Origin of the sequence: Gemmiger sp., from assembly GCF_036306485.1 — a bacterium.
In the GTDB taxonomy this organism is placed as follows: domain Bacteria; phylum Bacillota; class Clostridia; order Oscillospirales; family Ruminococcaceae; genus Gemmiger.
The window spans coordinates 143,173-164,925 of record NZ_JAXJZK010000014.1; the positions used below are offsets into that span (position 1 = coordinate 143,173).

Genomic DNA, 21,753 nt, shown 5'->3' on the forward strand with positions numbered 1-21,753 from the left:
ATGCCGAAAGATCCCAAAATCAAGAAGGTACTGGTCATCGGTTCCGGTCCCATCATCATCGGCCAGGCCGCGGAGTTCGACTATTCGGGCACCCAGGCCTGCCGCGCGCTGAAATCCGAAGGCATCGAGACGGTGCTGGTCAACTCCAACCCCGCCACGATCATGACCGACCCGGATATTGCCGATCATGTCTATATTGAGCCCCTCACCGCGGAAGTGGTGGAGCGCATCATTGAAAAGGAACATCCCGACGCCATCCTGCCCAACCTGGGCGGCCAGATGGGCCTGAACCTCTCGATGGAACTGGCCCGCAGCGGCTACCTGGATCGCTCGGGCGTGCGCCTGCTGGCCTGCCGCCCCGACACGATTGACCGTGCCGAGGACCGTCAGCTCTTCAAGGATACGATGGAGAAGCTGCATCAGCCGGTCATTCCCTCCAAGGTTGTGGAGGATCTCGACTCCGCCATGGCGTTTGCCGAGGTCATCGGCTATCCCGTCATCGTCCGTCCCGCCTTCACGATGGGCGGCACCGGCGGCGGCATCTGCGAAGACCCCGAAAAGCTGCACGAGATTGCCACCAACGGCCTGCGTCTTTCCCCCATTCATCAGATTCTGGTGGAAAAGTGCATCGCCGGCTGGAAGGAAATCGAGTACGAGGTCATGCGTGACCACAAGGGCAATGTGATCACGGTCTGCAACATGGAAAACCTCGACCCCGTCGGCGTGCATACCGGCGACTCCATCGTTGTGGCGCCCAGCCAGACGCTGTCCGACCGCGAGTACCAGATGCTGCGTACCGCCGCGCTGGACATCATCACCGAGCTGGGCATCGAAGGCGGCTGCAACTGCCAGTTTGCCCTCAAGCCGGACAGCTTCGAGTATGCGGTCATCGAGGTCAACCCTCGTGTGTCCCGTTCCTCGGCGCTGGCCTCCAAGGCCACCGGTTATCCCATCGCCAAGGTGGCCACCAAGATCGCGCTGGGCTATACCCTGGACGAGATCACCAACGACGTCACCGGCGAGACCTGCGCCTGCTTCGAGCCTGCCCTGGACTATGTGGTGGTCAAGTACCCCAAATGGCCTTTTGACAAGTTTGTCTATGCCGACAAGTCCCTGGGCACCCAGATGATGGCCACCGGTGAGGTCATGGCCATCGGCAACAACTTTGAACATGCCCTGATGAAGGCGGTTTCTTCCATCGAGCTGGGAATGGATACGCTGACCCTGCCGGACTTCGAGAAACTCAGCGATGAGGAAGTCATCGAACATCTGCATGTGCAGGATTCCGAGCGTGCCTTCTGCGTATATGAAGCCCTCAAGCGCGGCGTGCCGCACCAGACCATCTACGACATCACCAAGATCGACTGGTGGTTCCTCGATAAGATGCAGCACCTGGCCAACATCGAGAAGGGCCTCAAGGTCGGCGAACTGACCCGTGAGAAGTATCTGGAAGCCAAGCATTACGGCTTCCTGGACAAGACGATCCTCCGCCTGTCCGGCGCCGACAAGCTGCCGATGGACAATTACGTTGCCGGCTTCAAGATGGTCGATACCTGCGCCGCGGAGTTCGCTGCCAAGACGCCGTATTTCTACTCCACCTGCGACAAGGTCAACGAGGCCGAGCAGTTCATCGAGGAGCACAAGAGCAACAAGAAGAAGATCCTGGTCTTCGGTTCCGGCCCCATCCGCATCGGTCAGGGCATCGAGTTCGACTACTGCTCGGTCCATGCCGTCTGGACGCTCAAGAAGCACGGCTGCGAGGCCATCCTCGTGAACAACAACCCCGAGACGGTTTCCACCGACTTTGATACCGGCGACCGTCTGTATTTCGATCCGCTGAACCCCGAGAGCGTGGACAACATCATCGCCACCGAGAAACCGGACGGCTGCCTGGTCCAGTTCGGCGGCCAGACCGCCATCAAGCTGGCCAAGCACATGGATGAGATCGGTCTGCCCATCTACGGCACGCCCGCCGATGCCATCGACGAGGCCGAGGACCGCGAGCGCTTCGACGAGCTGCTGGAGCGCTGCGGCATTCCCCGCCCGGCGGGCCGCACGGTCTTTACGCTGGACGAGGCCCTCAAGGCTGCCCAGGAGGTCGGCTACCCGGTCCTGATGCGTCCGAGCTATGTCCTCGGCGGCCAGAATATGATCGTGGCCTACAACTCTGCCGATGTCATCGAGTATATGGGCGTCATCACGGCCCATGTCGATATGAGCCACCCGGTGCTGATGGACAAGTACATCTACGGCACCGAGTGCGAAGTCGACGCCATCTGCGACGGCACCGACTACCTGGTTCCCGGCGTCATGGAGCAGATCGAGCGCACCGGTGTCCATTCCGGCGACTCCATCTGTGTCTACCCGCCGTATGACTTCCCCCAGAGCGTCATCGACACGCTGGTGGATTACACCGGCCGCTTTGCCCGCGAACTGCATGTCGTCGGCCTGGTCAACGTCCAGTACGCCGTGCAGGACGGCAAGGTCTACGTCATCGAGGTCAACCCCCGGTCCAGCCGTACCGTGCCCTATATCTCCAAGGTCACCGGCGTTCCGATGGTGGATCTGGCTGTCCGCTGCACGCTGGGTGAAAAACTCCGCGATATGGGCTACGGCACCGGCCTGTGGCGTGGCGGCAAGAGCCCCTATGTGGCCGTCAAGGTGCCGGTGTACAGCTTCCTCAAACTCCACGGCGTGGATACCATGCTGGGACCCGAGATGAAGTCCACCGGCGAGGTTCTGGGCATTGCCCCCACCTTCCACGAAGCCATGATCAAGGGCCTGGTTGCCGCGGGCTACCAGTTCAAGACGCCCGGCCCCGGCTCCTGCGTGATCATTTCGGTCAAGGATTCCGACAAGAAGGAGGCCGCCGAACTTGCCTGGCGGCTGCATGATTACGGCTATAAGATCTACGGTACGCCCGGCACGGCCCGCTACTTCAACAGCCAGATGATTCCCTGCAGCGTCGTGCGCCAGATGAGCGGCGAGCGCCCCAACGTCATCGACCTGCTGGAGAGCGGTCTGGTGGATTACATCATCTCCACCTCGCCCCATGGCCGTGACCCGCACCGCGATTCCGTCAAGTTCCGCCGCAAAGCCACGGAGCTTTCCATCCCCTGCATCACGGCGCTGGACACCGCCCGGATTCTTGTCGATGCTATGCGCAGTGACCATGATATCAGCAAGATGGAACTGGTGGATATTGCACATCTCCACCGGGAAGCTGCCGCGGAAAAATAACAGCGATTTTCAAAAATTGAACAGATGTACACCTATCTGACAAAGTTTGCGCCGAAAGCAGCGTCTTTTTGTGAGAATTGACGATTTTTGCAGATGGATTTGCGTTTTTGGGAAAATCGCTTGATTCTGCGAGATATTTTCTCTATAATTATCTGCGTACAAAGACGGGGTGCTTTGTGCGGCACCCATTATAATAGGAGAAAAGGAACAATGACGAGATCACAGTTGATTACGAAAGTTGCAAACGATACGGGAGTTTCCGCCGCCGAAGTCGAAAAGATCATGGATGGGATTTTCGGGACGATCGGGGATGTGCTGAAGTCCGGTGACAAGGTTACCATCGCCGGGTTTGGCCGGTTCGAGATGCGTGAGCGCCAGACCAAGAACTTCACCAACCCCAAGACGAAGGTCACCAGCCAGCTTGAGCCCACCGCCATTCCGGGCTTCAAGGCCAGCGGCCGACTGAAGGAAAAGGTCAGCAAATAAACGCTGATTGATGCTGTGATACGGTATACCGCCCCGGGTTTCAGGACCTGCGGGCGGTATATTTTTGCCTGTCCGGTGCCAGACGGTGCATACCCTCTTGCAATTTGGCGAAAAAGGGGTATACTGATACCAGAATTCCGGACACGGATTCAGAATTTTAACGCAGAGTAGGGACCCGCGCGTTGGCGGCTATCAGCCGCCGCAGTGCCTGACCAACGGGGAGTTGTGGCAGGACGAAGAGGCCGCGGAAGGTGCCTTGTGCATCTTCCGGCGCCCGCGGTGCTGGCCCCGCATCCCACTGCTGCATGATGGTGTGCAACGGCGGGTGTGGTTGCACACCCGGTCTGTCTCCTCCTTTGTGCGGCAACACGCACAAAAGGAGGAATTTTTTATGTGCAACCGCGATCACAAACCGCTTCCCGTCATCTCCGCCGCCTACTGGCGCACAGCGGCGGATGAACTCAAGAACGTCCGTGTGCTGGCCTTTTCCGGTCTGATCTGTGCCTTTGCCATCATTCTGGAAAGCTTCCCGATCTATCTGATGGGCCACAGCCTCAAGATCCTGTTCAGCTTCCTCGTGGTCGGGCTGGGCTGTGCCTGCTATGGCCCGGTGGTTGGTATGGCCGCCGGGGCAGTCATCGACACGGTGGGCTTCCTGCTGGCCGGCTACGGCGAACCCTATTTCCCGGGATACCTCATCACTGCCATGCTGTCCGGCCTGATCTACGGCGTCATGCTGTACCGCCGCCGTCCCACCGTGCTGCGCCTCATCATCACCCGGCTGCTCATCGACTTCGGCAGCAATGTGCTGCTGGGCAGCGTCTGGAAAGCCATGCTCTACGGCAAAGGATACCTCTATTACCTCACCACAGGGATTGTCAAGAATACCATCCTGCTCCCGCTGGAAGTCGTTCTGATGTGGCTGGTGCTTTCGGCCGCCGAAAAACGCGATCTTGACCGTCGTTTCCTCCACAATCGACCCGGCATCCATTGAATCCCGATCATTCGGCACAGGGCCCGGCCTTTACAAGGCGCGGGCCCTGTGTTATACTTGGAAAAGTTTCCGACCGACCGGTCGGTCAGATTTCAGAGATGCGCAGCCGGTGCCTCGTTGCCCATCCCGGCAGGGGAGAGCCGCTGCGGGGGGATTGAATCCATGTCAAAATTCAGTGTACAGAAGCCGTTTACCGTGCTGGTTGCCGTCATTCTGGTTCTGGTGCTGGGCTTTGTCAGCCTGTTCGGGATGCAGACCGACCTGCTTCCCAACATGAACCTGCCCTACCTGCTGGTGCTGACGACCTACCCGGGCGCCAGCCCCGAACGGGTGGAATCCGATGTCACCGAACCGGTGGAGAGTGCGCTCTCCACCATCAACGGCGTCAAGAATGTGACCAGCCAGTCCAACGAGAATTACAGCATGATCGTGCTGGAATTTGAAGAGGACACCAATATGGACAGCGCGATGGTCAAGGCCAGCACGGCGGTCAACCAGATGGAGGACTCGCTGCCCGACCTGGCCTCGACGCCGACGCTCATCGAGATGAGCCCCGACATGATGGCCACCCAGTATGTGGCGGTGGACTGCGAGGGAATGGACATCTATGACCTGTCCGAGCTGACCGAGGAGACCATTGTGCCGCGCCTGGAACGTGTCAACGGCGTGGCGGATGTCTCCACCACGGGCCTGGTCAAACAGACCGTCCAGATCACGCTGAACCAGGACAAGATCGACGATGTGAATGACCGGCTGCTGGTCACGGTCAGCGACCGTCTGGCCGACGCCAAACAGCAGCTGGATGACAATGAACAGAAGGTGCAGGCCGGCCTGGCCCAGCTCGATGAAGCCCAGAAACAGCTGGATGCCGGTCAGGATCAGCTGGACAGCCAGAAGGCTTCGCTGACCCAGCAGCTGCGGGATGCCGTTGCCAAGCTCAATGATCAGATTCCCGCGCTGGAAAGCAAAATTTCCGATCTTGAGGGGCAGATTGCCGACATCCAGCAAAAGCTCAGCAGCCTGCCTGCGGACGGCAGCGGCACACCGGTCATCACACTGCCCATCGACGACGCCATGCTGGCCCAGACCCGGGACCTGCTGGCGCAGTATGACCCGCAGTATGACGCCTCGGCGATGCCCGCCAACCTCGAGGATGCCGAGACCCACCTCGAAAAGCTCACGGCCATGCTCTCCTCGGTGGAGCGCGCCGAACAGAATCTCCAGCAGCTGGCCGCGCCGCTCACCGGCGGCCAGCCGGTGGATACGGTCTGCAGCAGCCTGGACAACGAGATCCTGAGCCTGACCCTGCAGATCCAGCAGAAGGACAATGAGATCGTCCAGATGCAGCAGACGCTGGAAACCCAGACCGACCCGGCCCAGCAGGAACAGACCCGGCAGGCCATTGCGACTGCCACCGACGAAAAGACCTCCCTTGAAACCCAGCGCAGCGACAAACAGACCACCCGGGACACGCTGGACCCCTACGCCCAGGCCCTGACCAGCCTGGGAACGGCCAAGACGGCCCTGAAGAATGCCGAATTGCTCGTGCAGGCCCGCCAGGAAGCGGAGGACAGCCTCAACACCAGTACCCAGACCCAGCGGGAAGCCCTGCAGCGGTCGCTGGACAGCCTCAATGAACAGCTGGACAAGGCGCGCAGTATGCTTTCCCAGCTCAATGACCAGCGTGCCCAGCTGCAGAGCAGCCTGGAATCGCTGGAAGCCAACCCCAACGATTCCGACGTGATCGGTATGGCGACCCAGCTGCTGCTCAGCGGCGCCCAGGCCCAGATTTCCCTGGGCCAGTTCCAGCTGGACAGCGGCCGCACCCAGCTCGAAGCCGGACAGACCCAGCTGGATGCCGCCCGGCAGGAGTATGAGTCCGCCCGTGAGGAAGCACTCGGCAAGGCGAACCTCGACCAGCTGCTGGACATGTCCACGCTGACGGCCATGATCGGTGCCCAGAACTTCTCGATGCCCGCCGGCTATATCCAGGGTGGGGAAGGGGATGACGAGCAGTACGTCCTCAAAGTCGGGGATGCCTTTTCCAGCGTAGAGGAACTGCAGGATATGCTGCTCTGCAGCATGGACGGCATCGGCGATGTCCGGCTCAGCGATGTGGCCGATGTGGAGGTCGTGGACAACGCCGGCGACAGCTATACCAAGATGGGCCACAACCAGGCCGTTGTGCTGGAAGTCTACAAGAGTTCGACGGCCTCCACCTCCACGGTGGCCAAGGCCAGCACCGAGGCCATGAAGGAGCTCATGGCCGAGCATGAGGGCCTGCATCTGACCGCGATCATGGACCAGGGCGACTACATCGAGCTCATCGTCAACAATGTCCTGTCCAACCTGATCCAGGGCGCCATCCTGGCTGTCATCGTGCTGGCCTTCTTCCTCAAGGATGTGCGTCCCACCCTCGTGGTGGCCATCAGTATGCCGCTCAGCGTGCTGTTTGCCATCGTCCTGATGTACTTTACCGGCATCAACCTGAACATTCTCAGCCTGTCCGGCCTGGCGCTGGGCATCGGTATGCTGGTGGACAACTCGGTGGTTGTCATCGAGAACATCTACCGCCTGCGCAACCGCGGCGTCCCCGCGCCCCGGGCAGCGGTGCAGGGGGCCCGGCAGGTGGCCGGCTCCATCATCTCCTCGACGCTCACCACCATCTGCGTCTTCCTGCCGCTGGTCTTTACCAGCGGTATGGTCATGGACCTGCTCTCCGATATGGCGCTGACCATCGCGTACAGCCTCATTGCCTCGCTGATTGTGGCCCTCACCGTGGTGCCCTGTGCGGGTTCCACCGTGCTGCGCAGACAGAAAGAGATCCGCCATCCCTGGTTTGACCGGTTCCTGAATTTCTACGAAAAAGTGCTTCGGTTCTGCCTGCGCGTCAAGGCCGTTCCGCTGACGCTGGCAGTCGTTCTGCTGGCGCTCTCGGTCTGGCGTGTCGCCACGATGGGCGTTGTGCTGATCCCCGAGATGAGCACCAACCAGCTTTCGGTGACGGTCAAAGTGCCGGACGGCACCGAATCCCAGCAGGCGTTCCAGACCGCCGACCAGGTCATGGATGCGCTGCTCACGGTGGACGGCATCGACTCGGTCGGTGCCATGTCCGGCGGTGCGGCCACCGGTGCCATGGCGGGCCTGTCCGCCATGAGCGGCGCCCAGCAGGATACGACCAGCTTCCTGTATTATCTGCTCCTCAATGAGGACGGCGCCCGCCATCAGGATGCGCTCAAACAGGAAATCTCCGACAAGACGGCCGGTTTGCCCTGCGAGGTCACGGTGGCCTCCAGCGGTTCGATGGATATGACCAGCCTGACGGGCAGCGGCCTGGAGATCGACGTGTACGGCAATGATCTGGATGACCTGCTCACCGCGAGCGAGACGGTCATGCAGATGCTCAACGGGGTGGAGGGCATCACGAATGTCTCCAACGGCCAGGAAGCCGGCGACAGCGAGGTGCGCATCGTCGTGGACAAGGACCAGGCCATGCGCTACGGGCTGACAGTCGCGCAGGTTTATCAGCAGATTGCCCAGGCCCTGACCTCGGAATCCACCGCCACCACGCTGACGGTGGGCAGCGACAGCTTTGATGTGACGATCGTCGATCCCACCGAGACCCCCGATCTTGATGAGATTTTTGATCTGCCCTTTGAGACCACCGTCATGGCGGAGGACGGCTCCACCGTCAAGGAAACCCACAAGCTCAGCGAGTTCGCGACCCGCCAGACCGGCGAGAGCTATGCGACGATCAACCGTGAGAATTCCTCCCGGATGATTGCCGTCACCTCCGACACGATGGACGGCTACAACACGACGCTGATTTCCCGCGAGGTGGAAGGCAAGCTGGCGGCGCTGGACCTGCCCGAAGGCTGTACGGCCGAGATCGGCGGCGAGACCACCCAGATCAATGATATGATCCAGCAGATGGTCAAGATGATGCTGCTGGCGCTGGCCTTTATCTACTTTATTATGGTGGCGCAGTTCCAGAGTCTGCTGTCTCCCTTCATCGTGCTGTTCACCATTCCGCTGGCCTTCACCGGCGGCATGCTCGGCCTGATGGCGACCGGCGAGCCGCTCTCGCTGATTACGCTGATGGGCTTCCTTGTGCTGATGGGTGTTGTGGTCAACAACGGCATTGTCTTTGTGGACTACGCCAACCAGCTGCGGATCGGCGGCCTGGACCGCACCGAAGCCCTGGTGGCGACCGGCCGGACCCGGATGCGCCCCATCCTGATGACCACCCTCACCACGGTCCTTGCCATGGTCACCATGCTGATCAGCACCGATCCGGGCAGCGAGATGGGCCGGGGCATGGCCATTGTCATCATCGGCGGCCTGTCCTACGCCACCCTGATGACGCTGCTCATTGTTCCGGTGCTGTATGACCTGTTCTACCGCCGTCCGCCGCTCAACATTCAGGTGGATGATGAAGGAATGGACGAGCTGCCGGACGATGCCGCGGAATTCGCAGCGGAATTTGAGGCCCGCAAACACCGGGAAGAGCCGCCCCGCGATGACCGCCACCGCCGTTTGCATCTGCCGTCCGGTGCCGGACCGGACACGAGCGAGGAGGGAACCCGCAATGACACCTGATCTGCGCAAAGAGCGAGAAATCGGCATCTATGAGGCAACGCTGCGGCTCATCGGGTCGGGGCAGGACCCGATGACCATGAAGGTGCAGCAGATTGCCGAGGCAGCCGGCATCGGCAAGGGCACCGTGTACGAGTATTTTTCCTCCAAGGAGGAGATCCTGCGCGGTGTGGCGCTGCACAGCTTTGACACCGAGATTGTCCGCGTCCGCACCCTGATGGCCCGCTGCATGACGCTGGAGGACCTGGAAGAGGCGGTCACGACGTATCTCTCCGACCTGATGCAGACCCGCATGGCCGCCTACCGGGTGATTGCCGGAAACATCAATACCCCCGATGCCGGGATGGCATCGGAAGTGGCCCGGCGGATCGGGGAACTGCGCGCCATCACCGGCGAGACGGTGGACCGTCTGCGGCAGGCCGGCCGGACAGAGAAAACCCTTGACCGGAATTATTGCGATCTGGCGCTGTTTTGCGCGGCGCTCGGGGGCCTTGTCTGCCTCAGCGTGGGCCAGTGCAGCGGGATTGCCAGCCCCGAAGGCATCCTCACCGAGCTGCGCAAACTGCTCCATCGGGCCCTGCAGCCGCTGCCCACCGGCAATACCTGACTGAAAAAGTATGACTTTTACCTCAAAACTTTGTGCGAAAAAACGGGCAAAAGCAACTTCATTCCCGCAAATTCACCAATAATTCACAAACTTTTTACATTTTTTCCCCAAGGCATTGCAAATTTCAGCGCCCGCGGCTACAATAGGACTCGTCAGAAAAAAATGCGACCGTTCCCGAAAACGCGATTCCAGAACGGCGCATTTTTGTCGTTTTTGCTTATTTTGAGGGAAGGAGCAAATCACACATGAAAAAACTGTTGGGCATTGTTTTGTCCGCCGTGATGCTGTTCTCGCTGGCCGCTTGCGGTGCAACCGGCAGCAGTGAAGCTGCGTCTGTCACCTCCGGTGCCACGCAGGAGTCCTCCGCAGCCGATACGACGGCTGCCAGCGACCTGAAGATCGGCGTCATCCTGGTCGGTGACGAGACCGAAGGTTACTCCGCCGCGCACATCAACGGCATCAAGGCCGCCGCTGAAAAGCTGGGCCTGTCCGATGACCAGATCGTCTGGAAGTACAAGGTTCCGGAAAGCGCCGAGTGCTCCGACGCTGCTGAAGACCTGGTCGGTCAGGGCTGCAACCTGATCATCTCCAACTCCTACGGCCATCAGAGCTATGTGGTCGAGGTCGCCGAGCGTTATCCCGATGTCACCTTCGTTTCGATGACCGGTGACTTCGCCGCGCTGACCGGCCTGAGCAACTTCAAGAATGCCTTCACCAACGTCTACGAGAGCCGTTATGTCTCCGGCGTTGTGGCCGGCATGAAGGTCAAGGAGCTCGTCGAATCCGGCACCCTGACCCCCGAGACCCAGCCCGACAGCTTCACCGCTGACGGCAAGGTCAAGATCGGCTACGTCGGCGCCTTCAACTACGCCGAAGTCGTTTCCGGCTACACCGCCTTCTTCCTCGGCGTCCAGAGTGTCTATCCCGACGTTGCCATGGAAGTCATGTACACCAACTCCTGGTTCGATATCGACAAGGAAGGCGCTGCCGCTGAGGCTCTGATCGCCAACGGCTGTGTCATCATCGGCCAGCACGCCGACTCCACCGGTGCTCCCGCTGCCACCCAGAAGCAGAAGGATGCCGGCAAGATCTGCTACTCCGTGGGCTACAACATCGACATGCTCGAGACTGCTCCCACCGCTGCCCTGACCTCCGCCACCAACGTCTGGGAGGTCTACTACGAGGAAGCCTTCACCGCCATGATGAACGGCGAAGAGATCCCGACCGACTGGTCCAAGGGCTATGACGACGGTGCCGTTGCCATCACCGCGCTCGGACCCGAGTGCGCCGAGGGCACTGCCGAAAAGGTCGCCGAAGTGGAAGCGGCCCTCAAGGACGGCAGCCTGCATGTCTTTGATACCTCGAAGTTCACGGTCGGCGGCCAGACGGTGACCACCGCGCCCATCGACCTGACCTACTACGATTACTCCACCGGCTCTCCTGTTGCCGTGTATGAAGGCCCCACCGAGGAGGCCATCACCGACGGCTACTTCTCTGAGTCCACGCTGCGCAGCGCTCCGTACTTTGCCCTGCGCATCGACGGCATCACCGAAGACGCCGAGCCCGTTGCCTGATCCTGAACCGAAGATTTTGGAGGGAAGCTCTGTCCAACGGGGAGCTTCCCTCTCTTTGACGTTACACACCTTTTACGACGTACCATGAGAGGAGTCCTTCCCATGCCGCAAACCCAATATGCCGTCCGGCTGGAACATGTGACCAAGACCTTCGGCGAGGTCGTGGCCAACCATGATGTCTCGCTGGACATCCGCCGTGGCGAGATCCTCTCCCTGCTGGGAGAGAACGGCTCCGGCAAAACTACCCTGATGAACATGATTGCCGGCATCTATTACCCGGACGGCGGCACGATCATCGTCAACGACCAGCCTGTGGACATCCGTTCCCCGCGTGATGCGCTTGCGCTGGGCATCGGCATGATCCACCAGCATTTCAAGCTGGTGGATGTCTTCACGGCGGTGGAGAACATTGCCCTGAGTATGGATGCCGGCGAAAAGTTTGACCTGCGCCGCGTCCGCGACAAGGCCCGTGCCATCTGCGAGAAATATCAGTTCGCCCTCGACCTGGACCAGAAGGTCTATGAGATGAGCGTCAGCCAGAAGCAGACGCTGGAGATTGTCAAGGTGCTGTTCCGCGGCGCCGACATCCTGATCCTCGACGAGCCGACCGCCGTTCTGACCCCGCAGGAGACCGAAAAGCTCTTTGCGGTCATCCGCAACATGAAGGCGGACGGCAAGGCGGTCGTCATCATCACCCACAAACTCCACGAGGTGCTGGAAATCTCCGACCGCGTGGCCATCCTGCGCAAGGGTGAGTATGTGGGCACCGTCGATACCCGCGATGCCACCGAGGCCAGCCTGACCGAGATGATGGTGGGCCAGAAGGTGGAGCTCAACATCCACCGCACGATGCCCAACAACCCGACCCGCCGGCTGTCCGTCAAACACCTGACGGTGCGCAGCCCCGAGGGCAACAAGGTGCTGGACGACGTGAGCTTTGATGCGTACGGCGGCGAGATTCTGGGCATTGCGGGCATTTCCGGCAACGGCCAGAAGGAACTGCTGGAAGCCATTGCCGGTCTGCAGCAGACCGAAGGCGGTTCCGACGTGCGGTTCTATGCGCCGGGCGCCGAGGAAAAGCCCATGCCGCTGCTGGGCAAGACCCCCAAGGAAATCCGCGATGCCGGTGTGCATCTGAGCTTTGTCCCCGAAGACCGCCTTGGCATGGGCCTGGTGGGCTCGATGGGCATGACCGACAACATGATGCTCAAGAGCTACGGCGAGGGACATTCTCCCATCGTGGACCACAAGACGCCCCATGAACTGGCCGAGAAGGTCCGCCGTGAACTCGGCGTCGTCACGCCCAGCCTCAACACGCCGGTCTCCCGTCTGTCGGGCGGCAACGTGCAGAAGGTGCTGGTCGGCCGTGAGCTGGCGGCTTCGCCCATCGTGCTGATGACCGCCTATGCCGTGCGCGGCCTGGACATCAACACTTCCTACACGATCTACAACCTGCTCAATGAGCAGAAGGAACGCGGCGTCGCCGTCATCTATGTCGGCGAGGACCTGGACGTTCTGCTGGAACTCTGTGACCGGATTCTCGTCCTCTGCGGCGGCCGGGCCAACGGGATGCTGGACGCCCGCACCACGACCAAGGAGGAAGTGGGTCTGCGTATGACCAACCTGATGAATGAGAAGGAGGCAGCCCAATGACCAGCCAAGTTGTCAATGCCGAACCGCTGGTTCGTATCTCCAAGCGGGAAGGCGCCACCTTCGTGCAGAAAGTGGTGGTCCGCGCCGTGGCCATCGTGCTGGCCCTGGTGGTGGATGCACTGTTCATCTACTTTGTCACCGGCCTGAATCCCCTGAACGTCTACGGCGTCATGTGGAGCGGCACCTTCCTCAACACCACCCGCTTTTCCTGGGCCATGCGTGACCTGTCCAGCCTGCTGTGCATCGCCATCGCCCTCGGACCTGCGTTCAAGATGCGTTTCTGGAACACCGGCGCCGAAGGTCAGGTCCTGATCGGCGGCCTGGTCACCGCCCTGATCATGGTGTATTTCGGCAACAGCCTGCCGGCTCCGGCCCTGTTTGCCGCCATGGTGCTGGGCAGCCTGCTGGCCGGTGCGTTCTGGGGCTTTGTGCCGGCCTGGTTCAAATCCCGCTGGAACACCAACGAAACCCTCTTCACCCTGATGATGAACTATGTGGCCACCAGCATTGTGGCCTGCATGACCAACATCATGCGCGGACAGGCATCCAGCCTGGGCACCCTCAACAAGGCGACCCGCGCCGGCTGGCTCCCCATCGTGGCGGGTCAGCGCTACACCATCAACATCATCATCGTCATTGTGCTCACCTTCGGTATGTACGCCTACCTCAAGTTCTCCAAACAGGGCTATGAGATCAGCGTCGTGGGCGAAAGCGAGAACACGGCCCGCTATGCCGGCATCAATGTCCGCCGCGTCATGGTCCGCACCATGCTGATTTCCGGCGCGCTCTGCGGCCTGTGCGGCTTCATGATCGTCGCCGGCAAGGACCAGACCATCTCCACCACCTCGGCGGGCGGCGACGGCTTCACCGCCATCATCGTGGCCTGGCTTGCCAAGTTCAATACCTTCTATATGGCATTGATCTCCTTCCTGCTGATCTTCCTCGAACGCGGCGCCTCCGAGATCGCTTCCGCCTACTCCCTCAACGAGTATGCGGCCGACATCATCACCGGCGTGATCCTGTTCTTCATTCTCGGCAGTGAATTCTTCATCAACTACCGCCTGATCTGGCGCGGCCATCACACCAACAAGGAGGGGAAGTAATATGAGCAGTCTGATCGCATGGATTCTGCGTGCCATCCCCTTCGGGACCATCATCATGTACGGCGCCCTGGGTGAGACCATCACCGAAAAATCCGGCAACCTGAACCTGGGCGTTCCGGGCATCATGTACCTCGGCGGTTTTGCCGGGTTTGCCAGCGCCTATTACTACGAAAAGCTCAGTGCCTCTCCCAGTGCGGTGATCTGCGTTCTGCTGGCGCTGGTCTGCGCGCTGGCGGCCTCGGCACTGGGCGGCCTGATCTACGCCTTCCTGACCATCACGCTGCGTGCCAACCAGAACGTGACCGGTCTTGCCCTGACCACCTTCGGCATGGGCGTCGCCAACTTCTTCGGCGTCTTTATCCTCAACGGCGCCAGCTACACGGCCGCCCCGCTGGCCTACAAGGCGTTCTCCGCCAAGATCCCCGGCCTGTCGGGCCTCGGCACGGTGGGGGAGGTGCTGTTCTCCTACGGCTTCCTGGCCTATGCGGCCATCATTCTGGCCGTGGTCCTGCACTGGTTCCTCACCCGTACCCGGGCAGGCCTCAACCTGCGCGCCGTCGGTGAGAACCCCGCCACGGCGGACGCTGCCGGCATCAACGTCACCAAGTACAAGTACCTGGCCACCTGCATCGGTGCGGCCATCTGCGGCATCGGCGGCCTGTACTATGTGCTGGACTACAACCAGGGCATCTGGGCCACCACCGGCCAGATTGAAGCGCTGGGCTGGCTTGCCCTCGCCCTCGTCATTTTCACGGTCTGGAGACCCCTCAACGCCATCTGGGGCGCGTACCTGTTTGGCGTGCTGTACTGGCTGTACCAGTTCCTGCCCAGCCTGCTGGGCATCACGGTTCCCAGCTATATGACCGATCTGATCCAGATGCTGCCCTATGTGGTGACCATCGTGGTTTTGATCGTCGTGTCCCTGCGCAAGAAAAAAGAAAACCAGCCGCCCGCTCATCTGGGCCTTGCCTATTTCCGCGAGGAACGCTGAGTCTTTTCTGTCGCCGGCCCTGCTTTTGGCAGCGGGGCCGGCGATTTTCACATTTTCCCCACCAAATCAACACATTTGCAGAATACACTGAATAACGGTATTTTCATATTTTACATAAACAGAGAGGCAGGAATCCCCGATGGAAGAAAAACAAGTCCCGGCCGAAACGCCGGCCATTTCCGAAACCGAGCTCCCCGAAGAGCCGACCGGGCAGCCGGTCAAGCCCCGGCGCAAATCCTGGTTCAAGCGCCATAAAAAACTCACGGTGCTGTTCCTGGTGATCGTGGCAGTCGCCGTCGTTGCGGTCTGGCGCGTCCGCAAGGCGGCTGTGGCGGCCTCCGCCTCCGCAAGCTATCAGTTTGTCCGCACCACCACGCTGCATACCGGCAGCCTCAACGACTCGGTCACGGTGGACGGCACCGTCAAATCCGGTGAGGAAGCCACCGTCACGGTGGACGATGCCGCCAAGACCTACAAGGTGGCCACCGTGGATGTGCAGGTGGGCGATGTGGTGCAGGAGGGCGATGTCATCGCCACGCTGGACACCACCACCCTTGAAGAGCAGATCCAGACGGCCCAGCAGGATTACAACGACAACCTCCAAGCCGCCCAGACCAGTTATGACCGCGCGGTGGATGATTACAACACCTCGGTGGTCCAGCATGAAAACAACCTGATTGATCTGCAGGCCAAGATTGATGACGCCGACCAGAAGCTCAGCGATGCCCAGGACGCCGTCACCAATGCCAAAAACAGCCGTGATGCGGCCCAGAGCAGCTACGACGCGGCCAACGCCAGCTACAACACGATCCGCCAGGCCTACGACACCGCCCAGAGCAGCATCAGCAGCTTTACCGATTCCTTCAACGCGGCGGCCGATGCCCAGAATGCGGCGCTGACCGCTCTCAACGATGCCAATGCCGCGTACAGCGCCGATCCGTCCGATGCCAACAAGGCGGCGGTAGATGCAGCCCAGACAGCCCTGCAGACTGCCCAACAGGGGTACAATGACGCACAGAAAGCGCTGGAGGACGCAAAGAACAGCTGCTCGGTCAGCGAAATGAGCCTGTACGGCTTCGCGGCCATCGAGCAGGCACTGTCAAACGCCGAACAGACCAGAAACAGCGCCGAATCCGCTCTGACCCAGGCCAACAACGCCGTGGATACCGCCGAAACCCAGGTGGAAACCTGCGAGCAGTCCGTCAAGGCGGCTCATGACAGCTACGACCAGGAGAAGAACTACTCCACCATCAAGACCAAGGCCCAGAGCGTGGAGGACGCCAAGACCAAGCTGGAGGACGCCAAAAAAACGCCCGACAACCTCAAGACGCTGCAGGAAACGCTGGAAAAATGCACGCTGACCGCGACGATGAGTGGTACCGTCACCGCCCTGAATGCGACGGTGGGCTCGGTCTGCACCGGCACCGTGGCGACCATCCAGAACACCGACGCCCTGGTGGTGGAAATCACGCTGGCGGCGGATGATGTGCCGAGCCTCTCGACGGGAATGAGCTGCAACATCACCAGCGACGCCACCGGCGATACCGTCATTGCCGGCACGCTGACCCAGATTGACCCGGTGGCCAACGACCAGGGCACGTTCGGCGGCAAGGTCCGGGTGACCGGCGAGGCCGATGATCTGCTGATCGGCATTCAGGCCCGGGTGGAGATCGTCAAGAACGCCACCGACGGGGTGTTCACCGTCCCGATCGACGCGGTCAGCACTGCCGAGGACGGCAGCAGCTATGTGCTGCGCAAGACCGGCGGCGAAGGCACCGATATGACCTTTGAGGAGGTCCCCGTCACCACCGGCGAATCCAACGATTATTACATCATCATCTCCGGTGATTCTCTGGCCGAGGGCGATGTGATCCGTTCCAGCGCCGACCTGAGCGAGGGCATTGAGACAGCGGATTCCTCCGATTCCTTCCCGATGGGGGATATGACGATGGTTCCCGGCGGCGATATGCAGGGCGGCCGCACCGAGATGGGCGGCAGCCGTGACATGGGCGGCGGCGCAGGTGCCGCGGGTGACGCGCCTGCCGGCGGCCCGGGAGGAATGTGATATGCCGCAGGATACAAAAGCCTTCGCCCGGACGATCGCCCGCAGCCTGGGCGCAGAACCGGCGGCCGCACCGCGTCCGCTGATTCAGATGAAGAATATCCGAAAAAGTTATTTTATCGGTCAGCCCAACGAACTTGAGATCCTGCACGGCATTGACCTGACGGTCTGGCCCGGCGAGTTTGTGGCCATCGTCGGCGAATCCGGTTCGGGCAAAAGTACCCTGATGAACATTCTCGGCGTACTGGACAAACCCACCTCGGGCACCTACCGGATGGACGGTGTGGACATCCATGCCGCCGCCGATGATGACCTGGCCGAGATCCGCAACAGCAAGATCGGCTTTGTCTTTCAGACCTACAACCTGATCGGACGCCAGAGCGCCCAGAAGAATATGGAACTCCCGATGCTCTACGCCGGGGTGCCGGGACCGGAACGGGCCCGCCGCGCCAAAGAATGGCTGGAACGGGTGGGCATGGCCGACCGTGCGCGTCACCAGCCCAACGAGCTTTCCGGCGGTCAGAAACAGCGTGTGGCCATTGCCCGCGCCATGGTGAACAACCCCGCGCTGATCCTGGCGGATGAACCCACCGGCGCACTGGACTCCGAGACCTCCCGCGTCGTGATGGACCTGTTTCATGAGATGCACGAGAAGTATCACAAGACCATTGTGCTCATCACCCACAACACGGCGCTGGCCGAGGAATGCCAGCGGGTGCTGACACTGCATGACGGCCGCATTGTGGCCCAGCGAAAGGGGAGTGGTGTGCGTGGCACTCTTTGAATATCTCTCCATGGCGCTGGCCAGCATCCGCAGCAACAAGATGCGCAGTCTGCTCACCATGCTGGGCATCATCATCGGCATTGCCGCCGTCATTGCAATTGTCACGGTGGGCGGCAGTCTTTCCAGCTCGGTCAATGAGAGCATGTCCGGCATGGGCGTCAACGCGATCACGGTCAGCCTGACCCAGAAGGACAGCAGCTCCTCGGACTCTTCGGGAACCCGGGTGCGGCTCTTCATGGATTCCGCCCCCGATGACAGCGATCTGATGACCGATGAGATGATCGCCGAGTACACCGCCGCTTTCCCGGACAAGATCGACCATATCGAGCTGACCCGATCGGTGGGGCTCGGCACCATCGACAAGGTGGGCGACCCCGATACGACCATCTCGGCCGAGGTCACCGGCATCAACCATGCGGCCCTTGAGGCCAAGGAAAAGGACACCCCCATCCTTTCGGGCCGCTGGCTGGACGATACCCGGGACGCCGACCGCAATGTCTGCGTGGTGTCGGAAAAGTTCGTGGAACAGGCGGTGGGCGGCAGCGTCCATGACGCGGTGGGCCAGAAGATCACGCTGACCATCGACGGGATGCCCTACGATTTCTATATCGCCGGTGTCTATGAATATGTCGAGAGCAGCTATTCCAGCCTGCTCGGTGCCACGGATGACGACAGCATCCAGACCGACCTGTATATCCCGCTCGAAGCAGCCCGGCGGATCAGCGGGGCAGGGAACGGCTACCAGAGCCTGACCGTGGTGGCGTCTGCCGGCACCGATGTGGATGCCTTCGTGGATACCACCGGCAGCTATTTTGCCAGCTTCTATACCCGCAACGATACCTGGACCGTCAATGCCTCCAGCCTCTCCTCGCTCGTGGAAACCATGACCGAGATGCTCAACACCGTATCCATGGCCATTTCGGCCATCGCCGCCATCTCGCTGCTGGTGGGCGGCATCGGCGTCATGAACATCATGACGGTCTCGGTCACCGAGCGCACCCGTGAGATCGGCACCCGTAAAGCCCTCGGCGCGACCAACAGCGCCATCCTGACCCAGTTCATCATCGAGTCCATTGTGCTGTGCGCCATCGGCGGCGTCATCGGTGTGGCACTGGGCGTGACGCTGGGCAGTGTGCTCAGCCAGGTCATGGGCTGTGCAGCCCGGCCCAGCCTTGCGTCCATCGTCATTGCGGTGGGCTTCAGTATGGGCATCGGTGTCTTTTTCGGTTACTATCCCGCCAAAAAGGCAGCGCAGCTGGACCCCATCGACGCGCTGCGCTACGAATAAAACAGTTATCACTCCGCCAAAAGACGTTGCTCCCTGAGCAGCGTCTTTTTGTGTCGCAACTATCCTGCCGGCGCTCCGGGGTCCGCCGCATTGCATGGCCATTCTTTTTATGCTATACTAAAAGGTATCGTTTTGGATAGGAAAAGGAAGGAATCAGAAGAATGCAAACCCAGTCAAAATTGTTTTCCAACCGTGCGCTGATCACGCTTCTCTGGCCGCTGGTCATTGAGCAGGCCCTGTCGGTGCTTGTGGGCATGGCCGATACGGTCATGGTTTCCAGCGTGGGCGAGGCCGCCATCTCCGGCGTGTCGCTGGTTGATATGATCAACGTGCTCATCTTCAATATCTTTGCGGCGCTGGCCACGGGCGGTGCCGTCATCACCAGCCAGTTCCTCGGCGCCAAAAAGCCCGAGGACGCCTCCCGCAGCGCCGGCCAGCTGGTCTCGCTCAGTGTACTGCTCGGTGCGCTGGTCATGGCCTTCTGTCTGTGCTTCCGGGCAGCCATGCTGCGGCTCTTCTTCGGCTCCATCACCGACGATGTCATGGCCGCTGCCATGACCTACTTCACGATCACGGCGATGTCCTACCCCTTCCTGGCCCTCTATAACGCCGGCGCCGCCATCTTCCGCTCGACCGGCAACAGTGCGGTCTCGATGAAGGTATCACTGCTGATGAACCTCATCAACGTCTGCGGCAATGCGCTGTGCATCTTTGTGCTGCATATGGGTGTCGAGGGCGTTGCCATCCCCACGCTGGTTTCCCGCATTGTCGGCGCGCTGGTCATTCTGGCCCTGACCACCCGGCATGAAAACGTGGCCCGTGTCACGCTGTCCGGGGTACGGCACCTGCAGCCTGCCATGATCCGGAATATCCTGTATATCGGCATCCCCTCGGCCATGGAAAACAGCCTCTTCCAGCTGGGCCGTGTGCTGGTGGTCAGCATGATCAGCATTTTTGGCACGGTGCATATCTCGGCCAATGCCGTCGCCAACAACCTCGACAGCGTCGGCTGCATTGTGGGCCAGGCCGTGGGCCTGGGCATGATCACCGTTGTGGGACGCTGTGTCGGTGCCCAGGACCTTGACCAGGCTGCCTATTATACCAAAAAACTGCTGCTCTGGGATTATGTGGTACAGGGCGCCACCAACGCACTGGTTCTGCTGCTTCTGCCCCAGCTGCTCAACATGTATACCCTCTCGCAGGAAACCTGGGAACTTGCCCGTCTGCTGGTGCTGATCCACGCCGGATCGGGAATCCTGCTCTGGCCCGCCTCCTTTGTGCTGCCCAACGCGCTGCGTGCGGCCAATGATGTGCGCTTTACCATGGTGACGGCCATCTTCTCGATGGCGGTCTGGCGCATCGGCTTCTCCTACATCCTCTGCGTGCGGCTCGGCATGGGCGCCGTGGGTGTCTGGATTGCCATGGTGGTGGACTGGGTGTTCCGTACCCTCTGCTTTGTTGCCCGCTTTGCCCGCGGCAGCTGGAAGAAAAAGTGTATTGCCCGCTGAACCGGCGGAAAGGAGACCAAGATGAAGTTTGTCAGCTGGAACGTCAACGGCCTGCGGGCCTGCCTGAAAAAGGGCTTTGAGGAGACCTTCCGCACGCTGGATGCCGATGTGTTCTGCATCCAGGAGACCAAGATGCAGCCCGGACAGGCGGATTTTGCCCCCGAAGGCTATACCGAATACATCAACAGTGCCGAGAAGAAGGGATACTCCGGCACGCTGATCTATACCCGGGTCAAGCCGCTGCGCGCCTGGAACGGCATCGGCATCGAGGCGCACAGCCACGAAGGCCGTGCCATCACGCTGGAGTTCCCTGAGTATTATCTGGTCAATGTGTATGTGCCGAACTCGCAGAACGAGCTGGCCCGCATTGATTACCGGATGCAGTGGGAGGACGATCTGCGCGGCTACCTGACCGGCCTGGACCGCGAAAAGCCGGTGATTCTGTGCGGGGATCTGAATGTCGCCCACCAGGACATCGACCTGAAAAATCCCGGTCCCAACCGCGGTGCGGCGGGCTTCAGTGATCAGGAACGCGGCAAATTCGAGGAACTGCTGGCGGCGGGCTTCACCGATACCTTCCGCCACTTTTATCCCGATGCCACCGGCATGTACAGCTGGTGGAGCATGCGGTTCCGTGCACGGGAACGCAACGCGGGATGGCGGATTGACTATTTCCTGGTTTCCAACCGTCTGGTGCCGCAGATCCGCAGTGCCGGTATCCTGATGGATGTGATGGGCTCCGATCATTGCCCGGTCACGCTGGAACTGTAAAAAAGCGCGAATTTTTTTCCGGCCCGCTGCAAAATGCCGCGGGCCCTTCTCGTATCTATATACAGAAAGCGCTTTTGAAAAGGGGGTGTGGGGCTC

General features: G+C 60.7%; 14 protein-coding genes and 1 riboswitch. All 14 genes read left to right on the forward strand.

Going from position 1 to position 21,753, the window contains the following annotated elements:
- The 14 genes from carB to U0L91_RS02430 all read left to right on the forward strand — a co-directional run bounded on the left by carB (position 1) and on the right by U0L91_RS02430 (position 21,657).
- Entirely contained in the window at positions 1-3,240 is a 3,240-nt protein-coding gene (gene carB, locus U0L91_RS02365; RefSeq protein ID WP_330044567.1) for a carbamoyl-phosphate synthase large subunit, read from the forward strand.
- 210 nt (positions 3,241-3,450) lie between these two features.
- Positions 3,451-3,726, forward strand: a complete 276-nt coding sequence (locus U0L91_RS02370; protein ID WP_330044568.1) for an HU family DNA-binding protein — start codon at positions 3,451-3,453, stop codon at positions 3,724-3,726.
- 161 nt (positions 3,727-3,887) lie between these two features.
- Positions 3,888-4,029: riboswitch (THF riboswitch) on the forward strand.
- An 88-nt stretch (positions 4,030-4,117) separates the two neighbouring features.
- Positions 4,118-4,720, forward strand: a complete 603-nt coding sequence (locus U0L91_RS02375) for a folate family ECF transporter S component (protein WP_330044570.1) — start codon at positions 4,118-4,120, stop codon at positions 4,718-4,720.
- A gap of 162 nt (positions 4,721-4,882) precedes the next feature.
- A complete protein-coding gene (locus U0L91_RS02380; RefSeq protein WP_330044571.1) occupies positions 4,883-9,319 on the forward strand; it encodes an efflux RND transporter permease subunit in 4,437 nt (1,478 codons plus the stop codon).
- Positions 9,309-9,923 (forward strand): TetR/AcrR family transcriptional regulator, encoded by a 615-nt coding sequence (locus U0L91_RS02385; RefSeq protein ID WP_330044573.1) that lies wholly within the window; start codon positions 9,309-9,311, stop codon positions 9,921-9,923. Before U0L91_RS02380 ends, U0L91_RS02385 begins: the two co-directional genes overlap by 11 nt.
- A 245-nt stretch (positions 9,924-10,168) precedes the next feature.
- Positions 10,169-11,497 (forward strand): BMP family ABC transporter substrate-binding protein, encoded by a 1,329-nt coding sequence (locus U0L91_RS02390; protein ID WP_330044575.1) that lies wholly within the window; start codon positions 10,169-10,171, stop codon positions 11,495-11,497.
- A gap of 102 nt (positions 11,498-11,599) precedes the next feature.
- Positions 11,600-13,150: an ABC transporter ATP-binding protein gene (locus U0L91_RS02395; protein WP_330044576.1), complete on the forward strand. Its 1,551-nt coding sequence runs from the start codon at positions 11,600-11,602 to the stop codon at positions 13,148-13,150.
- Positions 13,147-14,253: an ABC transporter permease gene (locus U0L91_RS02400; protein WP_330044578.1), complete on the forward strand. Its 1,107-nt coding sequence runs from the start codon at positions 13,147-13,149 to the stop codon at positions 14,251-14,253. Before U0L91_RS02395 ends, U0L91_RS02400 begins: the two co-directional genes overlap by 4 nt.
- A gap of 1 nt (position 14,254) precedes the next feature.
- Complete coding sequence (locus tag U0L91_RS02405; protein WP_330044579.1) at positions 14,255-15,244, forward strand: ABC transporter permease; 990 nt, start codon at positions 14,255-14,257, stop codon at positions 15,242-15,244.
- 139 nt (positions 15,245-15,383) lie between these two features.
- On the forward strand, positions 15,384-17,309 hold the full coding sequence (locus U0L91_RS02410) for an HlyD family efflux transporter periplasmic adaptor subunit (RefSeq protein WP_330044580.1): 1,926 nt from the start codon (positions 15,384-15,386) through the stop codon (positions 17,307-17,309).
- Between the two features lie 88 nt (positions 17,310-17,397).
- Positions 17,398-18,090 (forward strand): ABC transporter ATP-binding protein, encoded by a 693-nt coding sequence (locus U0L91_RS02415; RefSeq protein ID WP_330044730.1) that lies wholly within the window; start codon positions 17,398-17,400, stop codon positions 18,088-18,090.
- On the forward strand, positions 18,077-19,378 hold the full coding sequence (locus tag U0L91_RS02420) for an ABC transporter permease (protein WP_330044583.1): 1,302 nt from the start codon (positions 18,077-18,079) through the stop codon (positions 19,376-19,378). Before U0L91_RS02415 ends, U0L91_RS02420 begins: the two co-directional genes overlap by 14 nt.
- Positions 19,379-19,539: 161 nt before the next feature.
- The gene (locus U0L91_RS02425; protein WP_330044584.1) at positions 19,540-20,886 is read left to right on the forward strand and encodes an MATE family efflux transporter; all 1,347 of its coding nucleotides are present in this window, start codon (positions 19,540-19,542) and stop codon (positions 20,884-20,886) included.
- A 21-nt stretch (positions 20,887-20,907) separates the two neighbouring features.
- The gene (locus tag U0L91_RS02430) at positions 20,908-21,657 is read left to right on the forward strand and encodes an exodeoxyribonuclease III (protein WP_330044585.1); all 750 of its coding nucleotides are present in this window, start codon (positions 20,908-20,910) and stop codon (positions 21,655-21,657) included.
- Positions 21,658-21,753: the final 96 nt, after the last annotated feature.

What these genes read in the sequence shown, in the direction of transcription:
- U0L91_RS02375 (WP_330044570.1), top strand. Translation starts at nt 4,118, where the DNA reads ATGTGCAACCGCGATCACAAACCGCTTCCCGTCATCTCCGCCGCCTAC.
- U0L91_RS02410 (WP_330044580.1), top strand. Translation starts at nt 15,384, where the DNA reads ATGGAAGAAAAACAAGTCCCGGCCGAAACGCCGGCCATTTCCGAAACC.
- carB (WP_330044567.1), top strand. Translation starts at nt 1, where the DNA reads ATGCCGAAAGATCCCAAAATCAAGAAGGTACTGGTCATCGGTTCCGGT.
- U0L91_RS02405 (WP_330044579.1), top strand. Translation starts at nt 14,255, where the DNA reads ATGAGCAGTCTGATCGCATGGATTCTGCGTGCCATCCCCTTCGGGACC.
- U0L91_RS02430 (WP_330044585.1), top strand. Translation starts at nt 20,908, where the DNA reads ATGAAGTTTGTCAGCTGGAACGTCAACGGCCTGCGGGCCTGCCTGAAA.
- U0L91_RS02370 (WP_330044568.1), top strand. Translation starts at nt 3,451, where the DNA reads ATGACGAGATCACAGTTGATTACGAAAGTTGCAAACGATACGGGAGTT.
- U0L91_RS02425 (WP_330044584.1), top strand. Translation starts at nt 19,540, where the DNA reads ATGCAAACCCAGTCAAAATTGTTTTCCAACCGTGCGCTGATCACGCTT.
- U0L91_RS02415 (WP_330044730.1), top strand. Translation starts at nt 17,398, where the DNA reads ATGAAGAATATCCGAAAAAGTTATTTTATCGGTCAGCCCAACGAACTT.
- U0L91_RS02395 (WP_330044576.1), top strand. Translation starts at nt 11,600, where the DNA reads ATGCCGCAAACCCAATATGCCGTCCGGCTGGAACATGTGACCAAGACC.
- U0L91_RS02385 (WP_330044573.1), top strand. Translation starts at nt 9,309, where the DNA reads ATGACACCTGATCTGCGCAAAGAGCGAGAAATCGGCATCTATGAGGCA.
- U0L91_RS02400 (WP_330044578.1), top strand. Translation starts at nt 13,147, where the DNA reads ATGACCAGCCAAGTTGTCAATGCCGAACCGCTGGTTCGTATCTCCAAG.
- U0L91_RS02390 (WP_330044575.1), top strand. Translation starts at nt 10,169, where the DNA reads ATGAAAAAACTGTTGGGCATTGTTTTGTCCGCCGTGATGCTGTTCTCG.
- U0L91_RS02380 (WP_330044571.1), top strand. Translation starts at nt 4,883, where the DNA reads ATGTCAAAATTCAGTGTACAGAAGCCGTTTACCGTGCTGGTTGCCGTC.